We start from the raw sequence: 16,670 nt of genomic DNA on the forward strand, positions 1-16,670 counted from the left end.
GACTTCCTTTGCATTAATAAAGCGACCAATTACTCACGGTGATATGGGTGGTTTTGCGTCACCGACCACGCGCGGTATAAGCTTTCTGTAAGAATAATCCTAACGAGTGGATGGGGTAGAGTTAAGGCTGATAAGGACCACTTTTGTTCCGACGCAGCAATACATTCTGGTGCTAGCCCTTCTGGACCACCAATAAGCAGGCTTACGTCGCGCCCGTCCATTTTCCAATTGTCGAGTTGTTTTGCAAGCGTGGGAGTGTCCCAGGGTTTACCCGTTACTTCTAACGTAACAATGCGATTTCCTTTGGGAATAGCGGCTAGCATTTGCTCGCCTTCTTTTTCCAAAATGCGCTTAATATCCGCGTTTTTGCCTCGCTTTCCGGCGGGTATTTCAGTAAACGACACTGGCATGTCGCTAGGGAAACGACGAATAAACTCATCCACGCCTGTACTTACCCAACTTGGCATTTTTGTTCCGACCGCGACGATTTGTATACGCACTTCTTTTACCCTTACCGCAGGAATTAGTCTTTCACTTATACAGTAAAGGCCATACGCATTCGAGTATGGCCTTTATTGACCGTGTTACTGCATGTTCATAGCAAGCCTTTACGCCACTACGACCACAGCTTCTCTAATTGGTAGAAATCACGGGTTTCATCTTGCATAACGTGCAAAATAACATCACCAAAATCAACCAGAACCCATTCGCCGGTTTCCTTACCTTCCACGCTTCCAGGAGCATGACCGGCATTTTTTGCTTCAACCATTACGTTTTCAGCAATAGATGAAACGTGGCGCTTTGAGTTACCTGAACAAATGATCATGGTATCTGTAATACTTGATTTGCCGCGAACGTCTAGTTCAATAACATCACGGCCTTTCATATCGTCAATTTTGTCTTTAACAAACTGTTTGAGCTGTTGACTCTCCAAGAGTTTTCCTCACTTACTTAACTTTTATATAACTGATGTTCGTTTATGTAATCTAAAACGCTTTCTTCTAACCATAAATTAGATAGGTCAGCATTTGAACTGTTTGGCGTACCCGATTTCTCGGACGTGGCAGCACTTGTTAGTACGTCACGAATTTCAGTAGATGAAACACTAAAAAGCGGTGTGTTGGTTAACACTACATGGCCTGCAGGCTTTGCGTGAATAACATTTTTATCGTTATTCACATGACAATCTAACCAAGCTTGTATTGCGGGAGGAGGCGAAAACTTCTCATCGTCTCTGCGCATAACCACTAAGTGACAATAATCGAGCAGGTGTTCCCACTCGTACCATTTATCCAGATTATACAGTGAATCCGCGCCAATGAAAAAACAGATTGTGTCATCGCTTTTCTCTTTGAGTGCACGCAGTGTTTTAACTGTATAAGAGGGTGACGGAAGCGCCAGTTCAATTAACTCTGGAATAAGTCTGTCATTGTTTTGGGCGCAAAGTTCAATCATTTTTACCCGATGGCTTTCTGACACACCTACTGACTTATGCGGAGCTAATTTACAAGGCATGAGATGAACGTGGTTTACGCCAATTTCATCTGCCGCTTTAAGTGCCGCACCAATATGGCCTTTATGCGGCGGATTAAACGTACCGCCAAGAATGGCTTTCACCGTTGGATATGATCGAGAATCGCCCATTATGCTTGCAACAGGGGAATTTCGCGAAGGTCCATCCCCATGAACATCATGCACAAGTGACACATTTCGACGTAAGGGCGGGCAATGACATTTTGTTTGAATGCATGATCTGACTGAGTCAGCGCTTTTTGGATGTCTTCTAGCTGCGCAACGCTAAGACGATTTAAGGCATTTTGATAAAAACCTTGTCTATTACGCCAAATACCGAATTTTTGCCACTGAATAGGGTTACCGCTTTGCTGAGCTAGTTTTAGTTTCCATAACTGCTCCCACTCTCGAATCAGCGCCCAAATAATTATGTTAGGCTCCAGACCTTCACTCTCTAGTCGATATAGCATCTTTATGCAGCGGGTACTGTCGCCGCTAAGCATAACGTCAACCAGTTGAAACACGTTGAAGCGCGACTGATCGACCATCGCCCTTTCAATTTGTTCGTCTGAAATAGACTGGTGTGGATAGAGTAGGGCGAGCTTGTCAATTTCTTGCTTAGCAGCAAGCATGTTGCCTTCGCAGAAATCAGCAATCATCTTAGCACCCGACGCTGATACGGAGAGTTGGTGGGCATTTAACTGCTGGTTTAGCCATGCATTGAGCTGCTTGCCTTCCAACGGGTAACACAATACCGACACGCCCAAATCATCAAGCACTTTAAACCATTTTCCGCGCTGCACGTCTTTGCCAATTTTGGGGCCGTGAACCAGCAACAAAATATCGGGGTTTAATGATGCCGCGACTTCTTGCAGCATTTTACTGCCTTCAGTGCCAGGTTTTCCCGTAGGTAGCTCTAATTCAATAAACTGTTGGCTTGAGAAAAGCGACATGCTTTGCGTGGCTTCAATCAACTGATTCCAGTTAAAGCCCGTTTCAGCAACTAATACTGTACGCTCTTCAAAGCCATTGACTTTTGCTTTAGCGCGTATTTGCTCAATGACATCGAACTTCTGCTGGGGTTCATCTCCAAACACCAGATAGCACGGGCGAAGTGCCTTGGTGATATCTTGGCTAAATTGGTTTGGATAAATTTGCATGAAAAATTCTGATGTTTACTGACTAATTGAAGTCGATGCATTTGGTGCAGCGGCTGCCTGACTGGAAAGGCGTCTGATCATGATATCAGCGGCTTCATCGCGCATTTCACTTAACATCAATTCAAGTTCGCGAGACTTTGCCAACACCTGGTCAGGGTCGTCTTGATAGTCACGTACTACTTCAAATTGCACCATTACCGCTTCCTTACCAGGAAACTGCACGCGGTAACGCACAACATATATCAGTTCATATTCAGCAACTTGACCCGAAGGATAAACCGACAGCAGCTGACGTTCTAATTTTTCTGGAAGCAAATAAATGTTTACGTTTTGGTTAGAGCGTGATGTTTTATCTACGCTAACGCTGGATAAACCGTAAACGTTTAAGCGTTTATCAAGCGCACGCGCCAAGGGCGCGTGTGCTCGGGCACTTTCAATAGCAACGGTGTTAATGTCGTCAGGTAGGCTAGGGCTACTTCGCAAATGAAAGCCACAGCCAGTAACCAATACGGTTCCCAACACAGCGACTGCGAATTGTAAGTGCTTTTTCATCAGTATCTGACCTAGTTAGCTACAATGTTTACAAGCTTGCCAGGCACAACAATCACTTTACGAATGGTTTTACCTTCGATGAATTGCTGAACGTTAGGCTGTTCTTTCGCAGATGCTTCAATGCTCTCTTTGCTTGCATCAGCAGCAATTGTCATCTTAGCGCGCACCTTACCGTTAACCTGAACAATGATAAGCTTCTCGTCTTCAACCAATGCGGCTTTATCAGCCTGTGGCCATGGCGCTAAATCGATATCTTCACTGTGACCCAACACTTTCCATAGCTCGTGAGCAATGTGCGGCGTAATAGGGTTTAGAAGCAACAAGATAGATTCACAGGCTTCGCGCATAATTGCGATGTCTTGCGCGTTGTCTTGTGGCGCTTTTTGAAGGTGGTTTAATAATTCCATCACTGCTGCAACCGCAGTGTTAAAGGTTTGACGACGGCCTAAGTCATCAGATACCTTTTCAATGGTCTTGTGTACTTCACGGCGAAGAGCCTGTTGGTCTTTCGACAGCGCCTTAACATCAATCGCTTCTGGCGTGCCTTTTTCAACGTGTTCGGTCACTAATTTCCAGATACGACGTAAGAAACGGTTTGCACCTTCAACACCAGAGTCTACCCACTCAAGGGTTTGCTCCGGTGGCGCAGCAAACATGGTAAATAAACGCACCGTATCGGCACCGTACTGATCAATAACTTCCTGCGGGTCGATACCGTTATTCTTCGACTTAGACATTTTCGTCATACCGCCGTGAATAACTTCTTCACCGTCAGCGGTTAGCCATGCTTTAACAATACGGCCTTTATCGTCTTTTTCAGTGCTTACTTCGGTAGGCGAGAACCAGGTTTTCTTACCCGACGCGTCTTCACGATAGTAAGAGTCGGCTAATACCATACCTTGACACAGCAAACGCTTAAACGGCTCATCAGAGTTTACCAAGCCTTCATCGCGTAATAATTTGTGGAAGAAACGCGAGTAAAGTAAGTGCAAGATAGCGTGCTCAATACCACCAATGTACTGATCTACTGGTAACCAGTAGTTAGCTGATGTTGGGTCAAGCATAGCGTCGTTGTTAGTAGCACAGGCATAGCGCGCGTAGTACCACGATGACTCCATAAAGGTGTCGAAGGTATCCGTTTCACGTAACGCGGCTTCGCCATTGTATGTGGTTTTTGCCCACTCAGGGTCAGCTTTGATTGGCGAGGTAACGCCATTCATCTCAACGTCTTCAGGCAAAACAACCGGTAGTTGGTCAGCTGGAACCGGGACAGATTCACCGTTTTCCAAGTTAAGCATTGGAATAGGTGCGCCCCAGTAGCGTTGACGGCTTACGCCCCAGTCACGTAAACGGTAATTTATTTTGCGCTTACCACAGCCTTTGCTTTCAAGCTCATCAGCAATGCCGTTAAACGCGGCATCGAACTCAAGACCGTCGAACTTACCTGAATTGATCAAGCTGCCTTTTTCAGTAAATGCAGAGGCGGTAAGGTCGCACTTATCTTCATCACCTGCGTTTGGCGCAATGACTTGTTGAATAGGTAGGTTGTATTTAGTCGCAAATTCCCAATCGCGCTGGTCGTGGCCAGGAACAGCCATTACCGCGCCTGAACCGTAGTCCATCAACACGAAGTTAGCGACCCAAATTGGAAGCTTTTCACCGGTTAGTGGGTGAACAACCTCAAAACCCGTGGCAAAACCTTTCTTCTCCATGGTTGCTAATTCAGCTTCAGCAACTTTGGTGTTTTTACATTCGTCGATAAAGGCCGCTAAATCTGGGTTCGATTTTGCTGCGAATTCGGCAAGAGGGTGCTGCGCAGCTACTGCAACGTAAGTAACGCCGTAGAAGGTATCTGGACGCGTGGTATATACCGTTAAATCGGCAATGTCGTTAACCGCTGACGCTAAGTCGAAAGTAATTTCAACGCCTTCAGAGCGGCCAATCCAGTTTGCCTGCATTGCGCGTACTTGGTCTGGCCATTCTTCAAGCTGCTCTAAGTCTTGCAAAAGTTCTTCGGCGTAGTCAGTAATTTTAATAAACCACTGAGGGATCTCTTTTTGCTCAACCAGCGCACCAGAGCGCCATCCGCGACCGTCGATTACCTGCTCGTTGGCCAAAACAGTCTGGTCTACAGGGTCCCAGTTCACAGTAGAGTTTTTCTTGTAAACAAGACCTTTTTCGTAAAGGCGTGTGAAGAACCACTGTTCCCAGCGATAGTAATCTGATTTACATGTTGTTACTTCGCGATCCCAGTCGTAACCGAAACCCAACGAGCGAAGCTGGTTTTTCATATAATCAATATTTGAGTATGTCCATTTCGCCGGTGCAGTGTTGTTGTTAATTGCTGCATTTTCAGCCGGAAGTCCAAAAGCATCCCAACCCATAGGCTGCAATACATTTTTACCCTGCATGCGCTGGAAACGGCTGATCACGTCACCAATGGTGTAGTTGCGCACGTGGCCCATGTGAAGTCGGCCACTAGGGTATGGGAACATAGACAGGCAGTAGAACTTTTCTTTTTCTACGTCGTCATTTGCTTTAAACGATTGGTTTTCTTCCCAGTATTGCTGAACGCGTTGTTCAATGTCTTTCGGATTGTACTGATTATCGGCCATGAAACTTAGGCTTCCGCATTAAAAGTTAAACGTTTATGGGGCGGCATAAGGCGAGTTTGTAACAACGCCAACTAACCGCGCGTGGAATTCACCCACATAACATACATATAGCCCAATAGAATAACCCAGCGCTAAGCCATGCCTCAATAGCTTAACACCGAACTAGGCAATATTTATTGTTGCTTGCTTGAAAAGTGAGCATTAATGGCACAGTTTACGTCGATTGAACACAAGAACTGGCCCCATTTGCTCATCTTACTTTCTCTTGGCGCCATCTTATCTTGTTGATAAACAGGCCCCAGTGTCGCATCTAATTATTGTCACTGAACGCGGTTAGCGCATTTAGTTGTTGCGCCTGCACTTTGTCGACTACTCGAACTAAATTGGCGGCGTCTTCGTTAGATGCTTTTTGGCCATTAAAGTGAATATTGCCTGAGGCGTGGTAGGTAAGGGTGACTTTAGTTTTCGGTATACGACCTTCTTGTGTGTTTGCTTCCGATGATGTGCTCGATGCTATTGTGCTGAATTCCCATGTCAGTGCACCTGACATACCCATTTCCTGAAGCGGGCCTAAGCCGCCTGTCATCACCACTTTTTTATTCGGTTCAACATAGCTTACTTGCATATGTGCTGCACTCGCCGTGTCTGTCGTTTCACAGAAACAGCCCCCAGCTTGCTCATCAATGCGAAGCGAGCCTTTCCACCACGTGTGGTCTTTTGGCCACCACATGTCTACATGTTGAATAAAGTTAGAGTACACCACTTCGACAGCCGCATAGCTTTCACTCTCGTTAGTAATAGAAAACCCTGAGTTATCTGCATAGTTTACGTTAGCGATACTCATTGAAGAAAATGCCGTACCCAGAAAGGTAGCTAGGAAAGAGGAGGTGAGCAGAAGGGTTGAGCGAGTTTTCAATTTTTTTGTCATTGTTATTACCCTGTTTTTATTTATTGGTTATTGCGCGCGAAGCCTGGTCTCGTCGATAAAAAGCATGTCGGTCTTTTCCTCTCTTTAAGGTAATTGAAAGCAGCGTACGTTTCTACACACTTTAATGTTTGGGAAGGCCGCAATCCTCTTTTAGTACTAACTAATTTCTTCCTAACCTCATGAAGGTGGTTGTTTGTTGTGCAATTAACGATGCAAAGGTGCCTTATTCAGGATAAGCGTTTGACACTACTGTTAATTAGGGTTTCACTTAAGTAAAGAAACAAAGATAGAACAGGCATGTCTGTAGACAGTAAACAATATGCGTTGAATGTAGACGCGCTTTCACCCACCATAAATCGCCGTGCGATAAACAGTGCATTAAAAGATGATGAAGCGCTAAATGCGACCTTCATTGGGCAAGAGCGTGCGCGTGAAGCACTTACGTTTGGGTTAGGTATTAACACCAAAGGCTACAATCTTTACGTGATGGGGGAGCCTGCTACGGGCCGCTTTACTCTAGTAAAAGATTATATTGAACGTCAAGTTGCCCAGCTACCAGCGCCTGATGATTGGTGTTATATCAACAATTTCGATGAAGAGCGCGAACCCGTTGCTTTAAAGTTTCCCCCTGGTGGTGGGAAAGCATTTCACAAGGACATGGCTGCCCTCATCGATGATGTTCTAGACTCGCTGCCCATTGCCTTCGATAATCCTGGGTATCAGCGCCGGCGAGCTGCAATATCCAGAGAGTTCGAGCAGAAGTACGATGCGGCTATCGATGCAGTAGAGCGTTACGCGCAAGCCAACGATGTTGCATTATACGAAGAAGGCGGTTCAATTACGTTTTCGCCTATCGTTGACGGTAAACCACTAAGTGATACCGAATTTACGTCGTTATCTGACGAGCAACGGGAAGGTTTTTATACCCTTATTGACGAACTAGAAAACAGGCTGAGTGAAAGCTTATTAAGCTTGCCTACATGGAAACGAGAAAACTCTGAGCGTCTGCGTGAGCTAGACAAAAAGACCGCAGAGCAGGGGATTAAGCCGCTGCTAAAAGTGCTTGAGCACAAATATGCGTCTGAACTAGGGGTAATGAAGTACCTTAGACAGCTCAAAACCGCATTGGTCAACGCCATCTTAGTCATTCACAGTGACGAGCAGAAAGAAGAAAAGAGTGATGACTTCGACAAGAAGGTATTTTTAGAAGAACAATTTCTTCCCAACGTTTTGGTGTCGAATAAACTCGACGATGCGGCCCCTGTTATTTATGAGCCAAACCCAACGTACCAAAATCTGTTTGGAAAAATCGAATACACCAACATTCATGGCAGCGTATTTACTAACTATCGAATGATACAGCCTGGTGCACTGCACCGTGCTAACGGCGGTTACCTATTGTTGGACGTCGATCAACTCATTGAGCAACCTTTTGTATGGGATACCCTTAAACTTGCCATCAAGTCACAGCGCTTGCGTATGGATTTACCGCAGCAAGACGTGGGTATGGTTAACAACATTACGCTAAATCCACAGCCTATTGATTTAAATGTGAAAATCGTTTTGTTAGGCTCGCGCGATTTATACTACACGCTGCAAGATTATGATGATGAGTTTGATGAACTATTCAGAGTGTTGGTGGATTTTGACCTGGAAATTCCCGTCACCAGGCAGGCGCTTTTTGATTTCGTGGGCAAAGTACGTGCGCATCTTATTCAGTTAGGACTTAAAGGCATTACCGCTAACGCAATGTGCAGGCTAGTTGAGTACTCGTTAAGAATGGCTGAACACAAAGAAAAGCTATCTGCGCACTTTGCTGAAGTTATCGAGTTAGTTAATGAAGCCTATTATTTCTGTCAGAAATCCAATGCCGACACGCTAGAACTTGACCACTTAAAGACGGCACTGAGTGCCAAAAAGCGTCGCACCGGCCGCGTCAGTCAAACACTATTAAACGATATTAAAGAAGGGCATGTGCTTATTGCCACTGAAGGCAAGGCGATAGGCAAAGTAAACGGGTTAACGGTATTGGACATTGGTGATACCGCATTTGGTACGCCCGCACGCATAACGTCTACTGTATTTGCCGGCGCAAGTGGTGTAGTTGATATTGAGCGTGAGGTAGAGCTTGGACAGCCTATTCACTCAAAGGGGGTTATGCTGCTTAACGGCTATTTGGGCAACAAGTATGCTCAGCATTTTCCGTTAACCCTATCGGCAAATATAGCGCTTGAGCAGTCATATGGACACATCGACGGCGATAGTGCATCCCTTGGTGAACTGGTTGCGCTTATCTCTGCGCTTACTGAAATCCCTTGCTTACAAACCTTGGCCATCACGGGTTCCATAAACCAATATGGTGAAGTGCAAGCGGTTGGCGGTGTGAACGAAAAGATAGAAGGTTTTTTCGACTTGTGTCAACACCGTGGCCTCACCGGCACGCAAGGCGTGATTATTCCTAAATCAAATGCGATTAATTTGGTATTAGACGCCACTGTTATCGATGCTGTGAAAAAAGGGCTGTTCCATATTTACACTGTAGAGACTGTTGATGATGCGCTATCTATTTTGATGGAACAGGAAGCGGGTAAAATAAGTAGTAAAGGTCGTTACCCCAAAAATTCAATCAACTACCATGCCGTGAATCGTCTATACAACATAGCTCTAATTGTAAATGGTGGAGATGGCGAATAAGTCACGTCAATGGTCAATGGCTAGTGTTAACAGTGAATGGATAATAGGGACGTAGCACTTTTCCAAGTGAGAGCGGAAACGCCCAAATAATAGGTCTGAAGTAAAGGAATACAATTGTAATGAAAAAAAGGCGTGTTGTTTCGATTGCCATCGCTTTGCTTGGCGTTTGGGTTATTTATTGGAATAACCTTTTTCCAGACAGTGAAGAAAAAGCGCTTACTTCAACGAAGGAAGAGAGCTCTCTCTTCCCTAATTTGTCAGGCGGCAATGTGGACCCAAGTGCCGCCTTCGATACGAGCCACTACGCACGTTGCCAGCTATTACTCAATCAACAAAAGACGCACAATTTTAATTGGGCGCGGGATAACTACTCTCGCTGGAGCGACTTCATCGATGAAGGTATGTATTCGCTTGATGATGTCACCTTGGCCGTTGAGTATTTTCTGAACCAAAATTTTGCCGATGAGTTTCGCATCGAGTACCTAAGAAATACCGCACCTACGAGTAAAAAGAATAAAGAGCTAAATAATCGGTTTTGGGATATGGAGCCCTCGCTAAAAGACTGGGGGGTATCCGTACGTATATCTATCCCAAATCCTGCTCTCGAGGACTTTACGAATTTAACGTTGGTAGAGAAGAAACAAACACTCAGTGAACACGGTGTGAGCGTAGACGATGTTGCGTACATGCTATTGGACGAAGCAGTATCGGATGACAGTATCTTCATGCTGCTAAAAGCGCTCGACGATCCTTTTGCTTACGTGTCGTACGACCGCTATGCCACCACATCACTTCTCGACTACGCCATTATGTCGCACCGTGAAAACGTTGTTGAGGCTCTGCTTAAACAGGGTTACAAACCTACCAAAGACAATTATTTGGGTTCTAGCATGGAGTGGGCACTTAGTGCGTTGACTTACGGATATTACAATGGCAAACGTGAACCGGCGGCTAACATTGTATTACTTCTTATGGATTATGGTGCGCCAGCGCGGTTTCAGTCTCAAACTCATGAATTGATTGAAGGATCTTTTCCTCGTCATTTTTACAAGTTTGATAATAGCGAAATTCAATCACTAATTGTGGATTACAATTTAGACGTAACGTCTATAATTCAAAGAGAAACAAAAAGCATAAAAGCCACTCACCCTCTTATTCAGACGTTAGAAAAACAGCGTTTGGCTAGCACTCAGGAACGTTTAAACTTGTCTGCATTATCGAGTATTAGCGCCGAGTGCGAAGCGCGGGTGGCGGCACTAAATTCACGCTGGCAGCCTCGCGACATACAACAAGTGATTGACGAAATGACTTCTCGTTTCAAGGGTGATGAAAGTGCAATCATTCAAGCGTTTGCAGATAAAGACCCTAGCTTAGTGGACTATTATAAACAGCAACAAATCCCAAACAGTAAGAGCGAGCCGATTAGTCAGGCACTGTTAGATAACATAGACGCGGCCTATACGTTTTTTGACGATGGAAAAGCACAGCAGGGTATCGACGTAATAATGTCTGGTCCTGTGCATGAAAGCCAGTACGAATTCATAATGTATCGGCTATTAAATTTCAAAACGGGTTATTCTACAATCATTCAAAGCCCATTCTGGGTGGGGCTGAGTGATTACAATGAATTATCTACATGGCGAATTTTAAACAGCGACTTCATAGAAGACATGCTTGCCCTAGGCGTGCCCGTTTACGACTTAGATGCCTTTAATAAAAGTTTGGTCTACTATGCGGCGTTAAAGGGCGACAGCGATTTGATTGCGTATCTTTTCGAAAATAATTTCCAATACAGCGGTGATAGTTTAGGCCAAGACCCTCTTCACGTCGCATTAAATATTGGCAAAAATCAAGCATCGTTATCGTACGTTGAAAGCACGGTAGACGCCATCATGCAATTCAAACCTGCAATTGACAGATTTCATAAAAGTAGAATGCGTTTAATGCAGCTCTATTACCCGGATAGTTATGAGAGGATAGCAACTCGTCATCCGTCGCTTCGTGTAGACGAAAGCGAACCTATCGAGTTGCCACCCACTTATCTTTACGGTCCTTAGCGACAGTGTATTTTCATTTATTAAAAAAACTTAGCTTAATCAATTTTTCTAATAATAAAAAAGGGAGCTTTTGCTCCCTTTCTTTTGTCAAACTCGCTGCGCTGGAAGAACCTTCGACCTTGGTGGTCAGTTGAAGGCAACCTGCGCTGTGCAATCAGCCTCACTTTGGAGGCATGCGAAGACCGCCATCCAAACGGATTGTTTCACCATTTAAGTAGCTGTTGTTCGCCATATGGATAACCAATTTTGCGAACTCTTCAGGTAGCCCAAGGCGCTTAGGAAACTGAACGTTAGCAGAAAGTGCGTCTTGCACCTTTTCTGGCATAGCAAGTAGCATTGGCGTGCCCATTACACCCGGTGCAATTGTGTTAACACGAATACCCAACGGGGCTAAGTCTCGAGCCATTGGAAGGGTTAGGCCGATAATACCACCTTTACTGGCGGCATAAGCGGTTTGCCCTATTTGACCTTCGTAGCCAGCAACTGAAGCAGTGTTTACGATAAGACCGCGTTCGCCTTCCTCGTTAATTGGCGATTGCTTTGCCATCGTCGCTGCAACTAAGCGAGATACATTAAAGCTTCCTACAAGGTTAATATCGATAGTTTTTTGGAAATCGCCAAGTGGGGCAGGGTTGCCTTCTCTATCAAGTAAACGCTTTGCGGGAGCAATACCTGCACAATTAACCACTAAAGAAATGGCGCCAAACCTTTCGGTTGTCGCGTCTATCGCCGCTTGAACAGAATTCTCATCGCGCACATCGGTTTTGGTGAAAAGTGTATTGTCGTTACCTAATTCTTTAACGCGTTGTGCGCCAAGTTCGTCATTTAGGTCGAAAAGGCTGACGTTGGCACCCGCTTCGCGAAGCGCTATAGCTGTAGCATGACCAAGTCCAGAACAACCACCAGTAACAACGGCGGTAAGATTGTTTAGCGTCATAGTTTTCCCTTAAACCCTATTTGTTCACTGTTATTAACGTGATGTTAACGGGAAGTAAGAAGAAAAACTATGGTGCCGAAAGGGAACGGCACCTTTAATTCAGTTATTTTGGCAACTGAATTTTACAGTCTTCGCTTTGGCGATAAATAATAAGCGTGTGGCCAATTACCTGAAGCTTAACTGAGTTGGTTTCACGTACAATGGCGTCCATGATAAGCGCTTTTTCTTCGCGATCATCGGTTGGCACCTTAACTTTAATTAATTCATGGTGACTAAGTGCGTTGTCAATTTCCGCAACCACACCTTCCGTTAGGCCATTCCCACCTAGCTGCACAACAGGTTTTAACGGGTGTGCAAGACCTTTAAGGAATTGTTTCTGTTTATTTGAAAGTTTCATTTAGTAATATTTCTTACAATTAATCTGTTAGTTTATGCTTGAAATAACGTATTCTAACGCCATCTTCTCTACAATCCTAATGACATTGTACTGGAATGACAAAAAAGAAACACTCCGCCAGCAGTAAACGCTGGCTACAAGAACACGTTAACGACCATTATGTGCAAAAAGCAAATAAGGAAGGTTGGCGTTCGCGAGCTATTTATAAACTGGAAGAAATCCAGAAAAAAGATAAGCTTATAAAGCCAGGAATGACACTTGTAGACCTTGGTGCTGCGCCAGGAGGCTGGTCTCAGCTAGCTGCACAGCTTGTTGGCGACAATGGTCAAGTTATCGCGTGCGATATTTTGCCCATGGACCCAATAGTTGGCGTAGATTTTTTACAAGGTGATTTCAGAGAGGACGCGGTTCTCGACGCACTATTGAACAGAATCGGTGGGAACACCGTAGATATTGTGTTGTCTGATATGGCACCGAACCTTGCAGGTAATGCTGCGGTTGACCAATCTCGCTCTATGTACCTTTGTGAACTAGCGCTAGATATGTGTCACCAAGTATTGAAGCCTGGAGGTTCTTTTGTCATTAAGGTGTTCCAAGGTGAAGGTTTTGTGGAGTTCATGAACGCACTTAAACAATCTTTCACAACCATAAAGACACGTAAGCCTGACTCGTCCAGATCACGTTCTCGTGAGGTGTATTTGGTGGCTTGTGGGTATAAAGTGTAGTACGCTTTGGGTTAAGCGGTTTTCGTTGCGAGTTGTGTCGTTTATTCAATAAACAACTTGTTGAATATACAAGCAATTCGGGTTTATAGAGGTTAGTAGCATTGAGCGATATGGCAAAAAATTTAATCTTATGGTTAGTCATCGCCGTTGTTTTAATGTCGGTTTTTCAGAGCTTTTCACCGAGTGAATCGTCTCGTTCGCAAACTGACTACACAACGTTTTTGAGAGAAGCAGAACAGGGAAATATTCGTGAAGTTCGCATCAACAATAGTGGCGAAATTCGCGGTACAAAGCGTTCAGGCGAAACTTTCCAAACATTCGTACCTTACTTCGACGACAAGTTGGTATCTGACTTAGTTAAAAACGACGTAAGAGTGTACGGTGAGCCACCAGAAGAGCAGTCTCTTCTCACGTCTATTTTCATCTCATGGTTCCCCATGTTACTGCTTATCGGTGTATGGATTTTCTTCATGCGTCAAATGCAGGGTGGTGGCGGCCGTGGCGCTATGTCATTCGGTAAAAGCAAAGCTCGCTTGCTTGGTGAAGACCAAATCAAGACAACATTTGCTGACGTAGCAGGCTGTGACGAAGCAAAAGAAGACGTATCTGAATTGGTAGACTTCTTACGCGACCCGTCTAAGTTCCAAAAGCTGGGTGGTAAAATTCCGAAGGGCGTACTTATGGTAGGTCCTCCTGGTACGGGTAAAACGTTGCTTGCGAAAGCTATCGCGGGTGAAGCAAAAGTACCGTTCTTTACTATCTCAGGTTCTGATTTCGTTGAAATGTTCGTGGGTGTAGGTGCATCTCGTGTGCGTGACATGTTCGAACAAGCGAAGAAAGCAGCGCCGTGTATCATCTTCATTGATGAAATCGATGCGGTAGGCCGTCAACGTGGCGCAGGTTTAGGTGGTGGTCACGACGAACGTGAGCAAACCCTTAACCAGATGCTTGTTGAAATGGACGGCTTTGAGGGTCATGAAGGTATTATCGTTATTGCGGCAACTAACCGTCCTGACGTACTAGACCCTGCGCTACTTCGTCCTGGTCGTTTTGACCGTCAAGTAGTGGTTGGTCTTCCAGATATTCGCGGTCGTGAGCAAATTCTTAAAGTTCATATTCGCAAGGTGCCAGTGGCTGATAACGTAGAACCTTCTGTTATTGCTCGTGGTACTCCAGGTTTCTCAGGTGCTGACCTTGCTAACTTAGTAAATGAAGCTGCATTGTTCGCTGCTCGCGGCAACAAACGCCTTGTCTCTATGGAAGAGTTTGAAAAAGCGAAAGATAAAATCATGATGGGCTCTGAGCGTAAGTCTATGGTGATGTCTGAGCCTGAAAAAGAAATGACAGCTTATCACGAAGCAGGTCATGCCATCGTTGGTCGCTTGGTGCCAGAGCACGATCCGGTGTACAAAGTGTCAATCATTCCACGTGGTCGCGCGCTGGGTGTGACAATGTATTTACCAGAGCAAGACCGAGTGAGCCACTCTAAACAGCACTTAGAAAGCATGATTTCTAGCTTGTTTGGTGGGCGTATTGCTGAAGCCATCATTTATGGTGACGACAAAGTAACCACGGGTGCATCTAACGACATCGAACGCGCAACTGAAATTGCACGTAAGATGGTGACCCAGTGGGGCTTGTCGAGCAAAATGGGCCCAATGCTTTATGCTGAAGACGAAGGTGAAGTGTTCCTAGGCAAGTCTATGTCTAAGGCAACGAATATGTCTGATGACACAGCACGTGCTATTGATGCCGAAATCAAGTCATTGATTGACAGCAACTACGAACGCGCTCAAAAAATTCTTGAAGACAACATCGATATATTACATTCAATGAAAGACGCACTGATGAAGTACGAAACCATTGATGCTAAGCAAATTGATGATCTGATGAACCGCACTGACGTTCGTCCTCCTGCTGACTGGGATGACAGCAAGCCGTCTGGTGGCGATAAGCCAAGCGGTGGTGCACCGGTTCGCGAAGGTGAAATTAAAAATGACGGTGTTGATAAACCGTCGGTAGGTAAGCCAGGCGATATTCCAAGCTAAGCCTCTACACTCATTTTAAAAAACGCCAGTTTCACTGGCGTTTTTTATTAGAGCAGTTTGATTTTAATCTAGGTGTTAGTTTGGGGTACTTGAGTACGTTTTGTTACTAATCTAGCAGGTTAAAATCAGTCTGTTTTATAGCTTCATTTCTCAATAATAAATTTATTTCAAAGAAATACTGTTATTTCAAAAAACGATAACGCAGGTAATTCATGCAGTTTGGAAAGTACTTCATAGATTTGTCACAGCCACAAGTGATGGGCATATTAAACGTTACTCCTGATTCATTTTCTGACGGCGGCAAGCACGCAAATGAATCTCAAGCCCTTGACCATGCGCTTCGCATGATTGATGAGGGGGCAACTTTTATTGATATCGGCGGTGAATCAACTCGACCTGGCGCCCCGGATGTATCGCTGCAGGAAGAACTTGATCGCACAATACCCGTTATTGAAGCTGTAGCTAAAAATACTGAGTGTGTTATTTCTATTGATACCAGCAAAGCTGACGTTATGCGTGAAGCTGTGAAAGCGGGAGCTGGGCTAATTAACGATGTACGCGCGTTACAAGAGCCTGGTGCACTGAAAGCAGCAGCCGAAGCACAAGTACCTGTTTGTCTAATGCATATGCAGGGGCAACCCAGAACCATGCAGCAAAGGCCTGAGTATGATGATGTAGTAAATGATGTGAGCCAGTTTCTACTCGCGCGTAGCAAAGTGTGTGAAGAAGCGGGCATTGCTAAAGACAAGATTTTATTCGACCCTGGCTACGGTTTCGGAAAGTCGTTGGAACACAATTATACGTTGGTTAAACACTTGCCTTCGCTTATGAAGCTGGGTTACCCAGTGTTAGTTGGCATGTCTCGCAAGTCGATGATTGGTAATTTGCTAAATAGAAAAGTGGATGAGCGCTTGGCGGGAAGCATAAGCCTCGCTACAATTGTCGCCCAAATGGGCGCACAGATAATTCGCGTTCACGACGTGAAAGAAACAGCTGATGCTGTCAATATCGTGAAAATGCTGAATACGATTAAATAAGGAATAAT

At 44.9% G+C, this 16,670-nt stretch carries 14 protein-coding genes; 5 read left to right on the forward strand and 9 right to left on the reverse strand.

Annotated elements, in window-relative coordinates; all coding sequences use genetic code 11:
* Positions 1 to 29 precede the first annotated feature (29 nt).
* The 7 genes from rlmH to ACXAGV_RS08645 all read right to left on the reverse strand — a co-directional run bounded on the left by rlmH (position 30) and on the right by ACXAGV_RS08645 (position 6,767).
* Positions 30 to 500 (reverse strand): 23S rRNA (pseudouridine(1915)-N(3))-methyltransferase RlmH, encoded by a 471-nt coding sequence (gene rlmH / locus ACXAGV_RS08615; RefSeq protein WP_014949352.1) that lies wholly within the window; start codon positions 498 to 500, stop codon positions 30 to 32.
* A 116-nt stretch (positions 501 to 616) separates the two neighbouring features.
* Complete coding sequence (gene rsfS, locus ACXAGV_RS08620) at positions 617 to 934, reverse strand: ribosome silencing factor (protein WP_105931167.1); 318 nt, start codon at positions 932 to 934, stop codon at positions 617 to 619.
* 17 nt (positions 935 to 951) lie between these two features.
* A complete protein-coding gene (nadD, locus tag ACXAGV_RS08625) occupies positions 952 to 1,644 on the reverse strand; it encodes a nicotinate (nicotinamide) nucleotide adenylyltransferase (RefSeq protein WP_474872883.1) in 693 nt (230 codons plus the stop codon).
* Complete coding sequence (gene holA / locus ACXAGV_RS08630) at positions 1,644 to 2,672, reverse strand: DNA polymerase III subunit delta (RefSeq protein ID WP_474872884.1); 1,029 nt, start codon at positions 2,670 to 2,672, stop codon at positions 1,644 to 1,646. Before holA ends, nadD begins: the two co-directional genes overlap by 1 nt.
* Before the next feature lie 15 nt (positions 2,673 to 2,687).
* Positions 2,688 to 3,224 carry an LPS-assembly lipoprotein LptE gene (locus ACXAGV_RS08635; protein ID WP_014979213.1) on the reverse strand — a complete coding sequence of 179 codons (537 nt, stop codon included), beginning with the start codon at positions 3,222 to 3,224 and terminating at the stop codon, positions 2,688 to 2,690.
* 11 nt (positions 3,225 to 3,235) lie between these two features.
* Positions 3,236 to 5,839 carry a leucine--tRNA ligase gene (gene leuS, locus ACXAGV_RS08640; RefSeq protein ID WP_474872885.1) on the reverse strand — a complete coding sequence of 868 codons (2,604 nt, stop codon included), beginning with the start codon at positions 5,837 to 5,839 and terminating at the stop codon, positions 3,236 to 3,238.
* 310 nt (positions 5,840 to 6,149) lie between these two features.
* A complete protein-coding gene (locus ACXAGV_RS08645) occupies positions 6,150 to 6,767 on the reverse strand; it encodes a hypothetical protein (protein WP_474872886.1) in 618 nt (205 codons plus the stop codon).
* 297 nt (positions 6,768 to 7,064) lie between these two features.
* Here ACXAGV_RS08645 and ACXAGV_RS08650 point away from each other — a divergent pair, with 297 nt between their 5' ends.
* Together ACXAGV_RS08650 and ACXAGV_RS08655 are read left to right on the forward strand one after the other, a co-directional pair.
* Positions 7,065 to 9,461, forward strand: a complete 2,397-nt coding sequence (locus ACXAGV_RS08650) for a Lon protease family protein (RefSeq protein ID WP_474872887.1) — start codon at positions 7,065 to 7,067, stop codon at positions 9,459 to 9,461.
* A 119-nt stretch (positions 9,462 to 9,580) separates the two neighbouring features.
* On the forward strand, positions 9,581 to 11,518 hold the full coding sequence (locus tag ACXAGV_RS08655; protein ID WP_474872888.1) for a hypothetical protein: 1,938 nt from the start codon (positions 9,581 to 9,583) through the stop codon (positions 11,516 to 11,518).
* Positions 11,519 to 11,678: 160 nt separating this feature from the next.
* Here ACXAGV_RS08655 and ACXAGV_RS08660 read toward each other — a convergent pair whose 3' ends face one another.
* Together ACXAGV_RS08660 and yhbY are read right to left on the reverse strand one after the other, a co-directional pair.
* The gene (locus ACXAGV_RS08660) at positions 11,679 to 12,455 is read right to left on the reverse strand and encodes a 3-hydroxyacyl-CoA dehydrogenase (RefSeq protein ID WP_474872889.1); all 777 of its coding nucleotides are present in this window, start codon (positions 12,453 to 12,455) and stop codon (positions 11,679 to 11,681) included.
* A gap of 103 nt (positions 12,456 to 12,558) precedes the next feature.
* Entirely contained in the window at positions 12,559 to 12,852 is a 294-nt protein-coding gene (gene yhbY / locus ACXAGV_RS08665) for a ribosome assembly RNA-binding protein YhbY (RefSeq protein ID WP_014949363.1), read from the reverse strand.
* 95 nt (positions 12,853 to 12,947) lie between these two features.
* On the opposite strand from yhbY, the gene rlmE reads away from it, so the two are divergent.
* From rlmE to folP, 3 genes are all read left to right on the forward strand, one after another.
* Positions 12,948 to 13,577: a 23S rRNA (uridine(2552)-2'-O)-methyltransferase RlmE gene (gene rlmE, locus ACXAGV_RS08670; protein ID WP_474872890.1), complete on the forward strand. Its 630-nt coding sequence runs from the start codon at positions 12,948 to 12,950 to the stop codon at positions 13,575 to 13,577.
* A 101-nt stretch (positions 13,578 to 13,678) separates the two neighbouring features.
* Entirely contained in the window at positions 13,679 to 15,625 is a 1,947-nt protein-coding gene (gene ftsH, locus ACXAGV_RS08675; RefSeq protein WP_179983328.1) for an ATP-dependent zinc metalloprotease FtsH, read from the forward strand.
* Positions 15,626 to 15,837: 212 nt separating this feature from the next.
* Positions 15,838 to 16,662: a dihydropteroate synthase gene (gene folP / locus ACXAGV_RS08680; RefSeq protein WP_474872891.1), complete on the forward strand. Its 825-nt coding sequence runs from the start codon at positions 15,838 to 15,840 to the stop codon at positions 16,660 to 16,662.
* Positions 16,663 to 16,670: the final 8 nt, after the last annotated feature.

This window comes from Alteromonas sp. ABH4_453, from assembly GCF_056160665.1.

What these genes read in the sequence shown, in the direction of transcription:
- nadD (WP_474872883.1), bottom strand. Translation starts at nt 1,644, where the DNA reads ATGGGCGATTCTCGATCATATCCAACGGTGAAAGCCATTCTTGGCGGT.
- holA (WP_474872884.1), bottom strand. Translation starts at nt 2,672, where the DNA reads ATGCAAATTTATCCAAACCAATTTAGCCAAGATATCACCAAGGCACTT.
- ACXAGV_RS08635 (WP_014979213.1), bottom strand. Translation starts at nt 3,224, where the DNA reads ATGAAAAAGCACTTACAATTCGCAGTCGCTGTGTTGGGAACCGTATTG.
- leuS (WP_474872885.1), bottom strand. Translation starts at nt 5,839, where the DNA reads ATGGCCGATAATCAGTACAATCCGAAAGACATTGAACAACGCGTTCAG.
- ACXAGV_RS08645 (WP_474872886.1), bottom strand. Translation starts at nt 6,767, where the DNA reads ATGACAAAAAAATTGAAAACTCGCTCAACCCTTCTGCTCACCTCCTCT.
- ACXAGV_RS08650 (WP_474872887.1), top strand. Translation starts at nt 7,065, where the DNA reads ATGTCTGTAGACAGTAAACAATATGCGTTGAATGTAGACGCGCTTTCA.
- ACXAGV_RS08655 (WP_474872888.1), top strand. Translation starts at nt 9,581, where the DNA reads ATGAAAAAAAGGCGTGTTGTTTCGATTGCCATCGCTTTGCTTGGCGTT.
- ACXAGV_RS08660 (WP_474872889.1), bottom strand. Translation starts at nt 12,455, where the DNA reads ATGACGCTAAACAATCTTACCGCCGTTGTTACTGGTGGTTGTTCTGGA.
- yhbY (WP_014949363.1), bottom strand. Translation starts at nt 12,852, where the DNA reads ATGAAACTTTCAAATAAACAGAAACAATTCCTTAAAGGTCTTGCACAC.
- rlmE (WP_474872890.1), top strand. Translation starts at nt 12,948, where the DNA reads ATGACAAAAAAGAAACACTCCGCCAGCAGTAAACGCTGGCTACAAGAA.
- folP (WP_474872891.1), top strand. Translation starts at nt 15,838, where the DNA reads ATGCAGTTTGGAAAGTACTTCATAGATTTGTCACAGCCACAAGTGATG.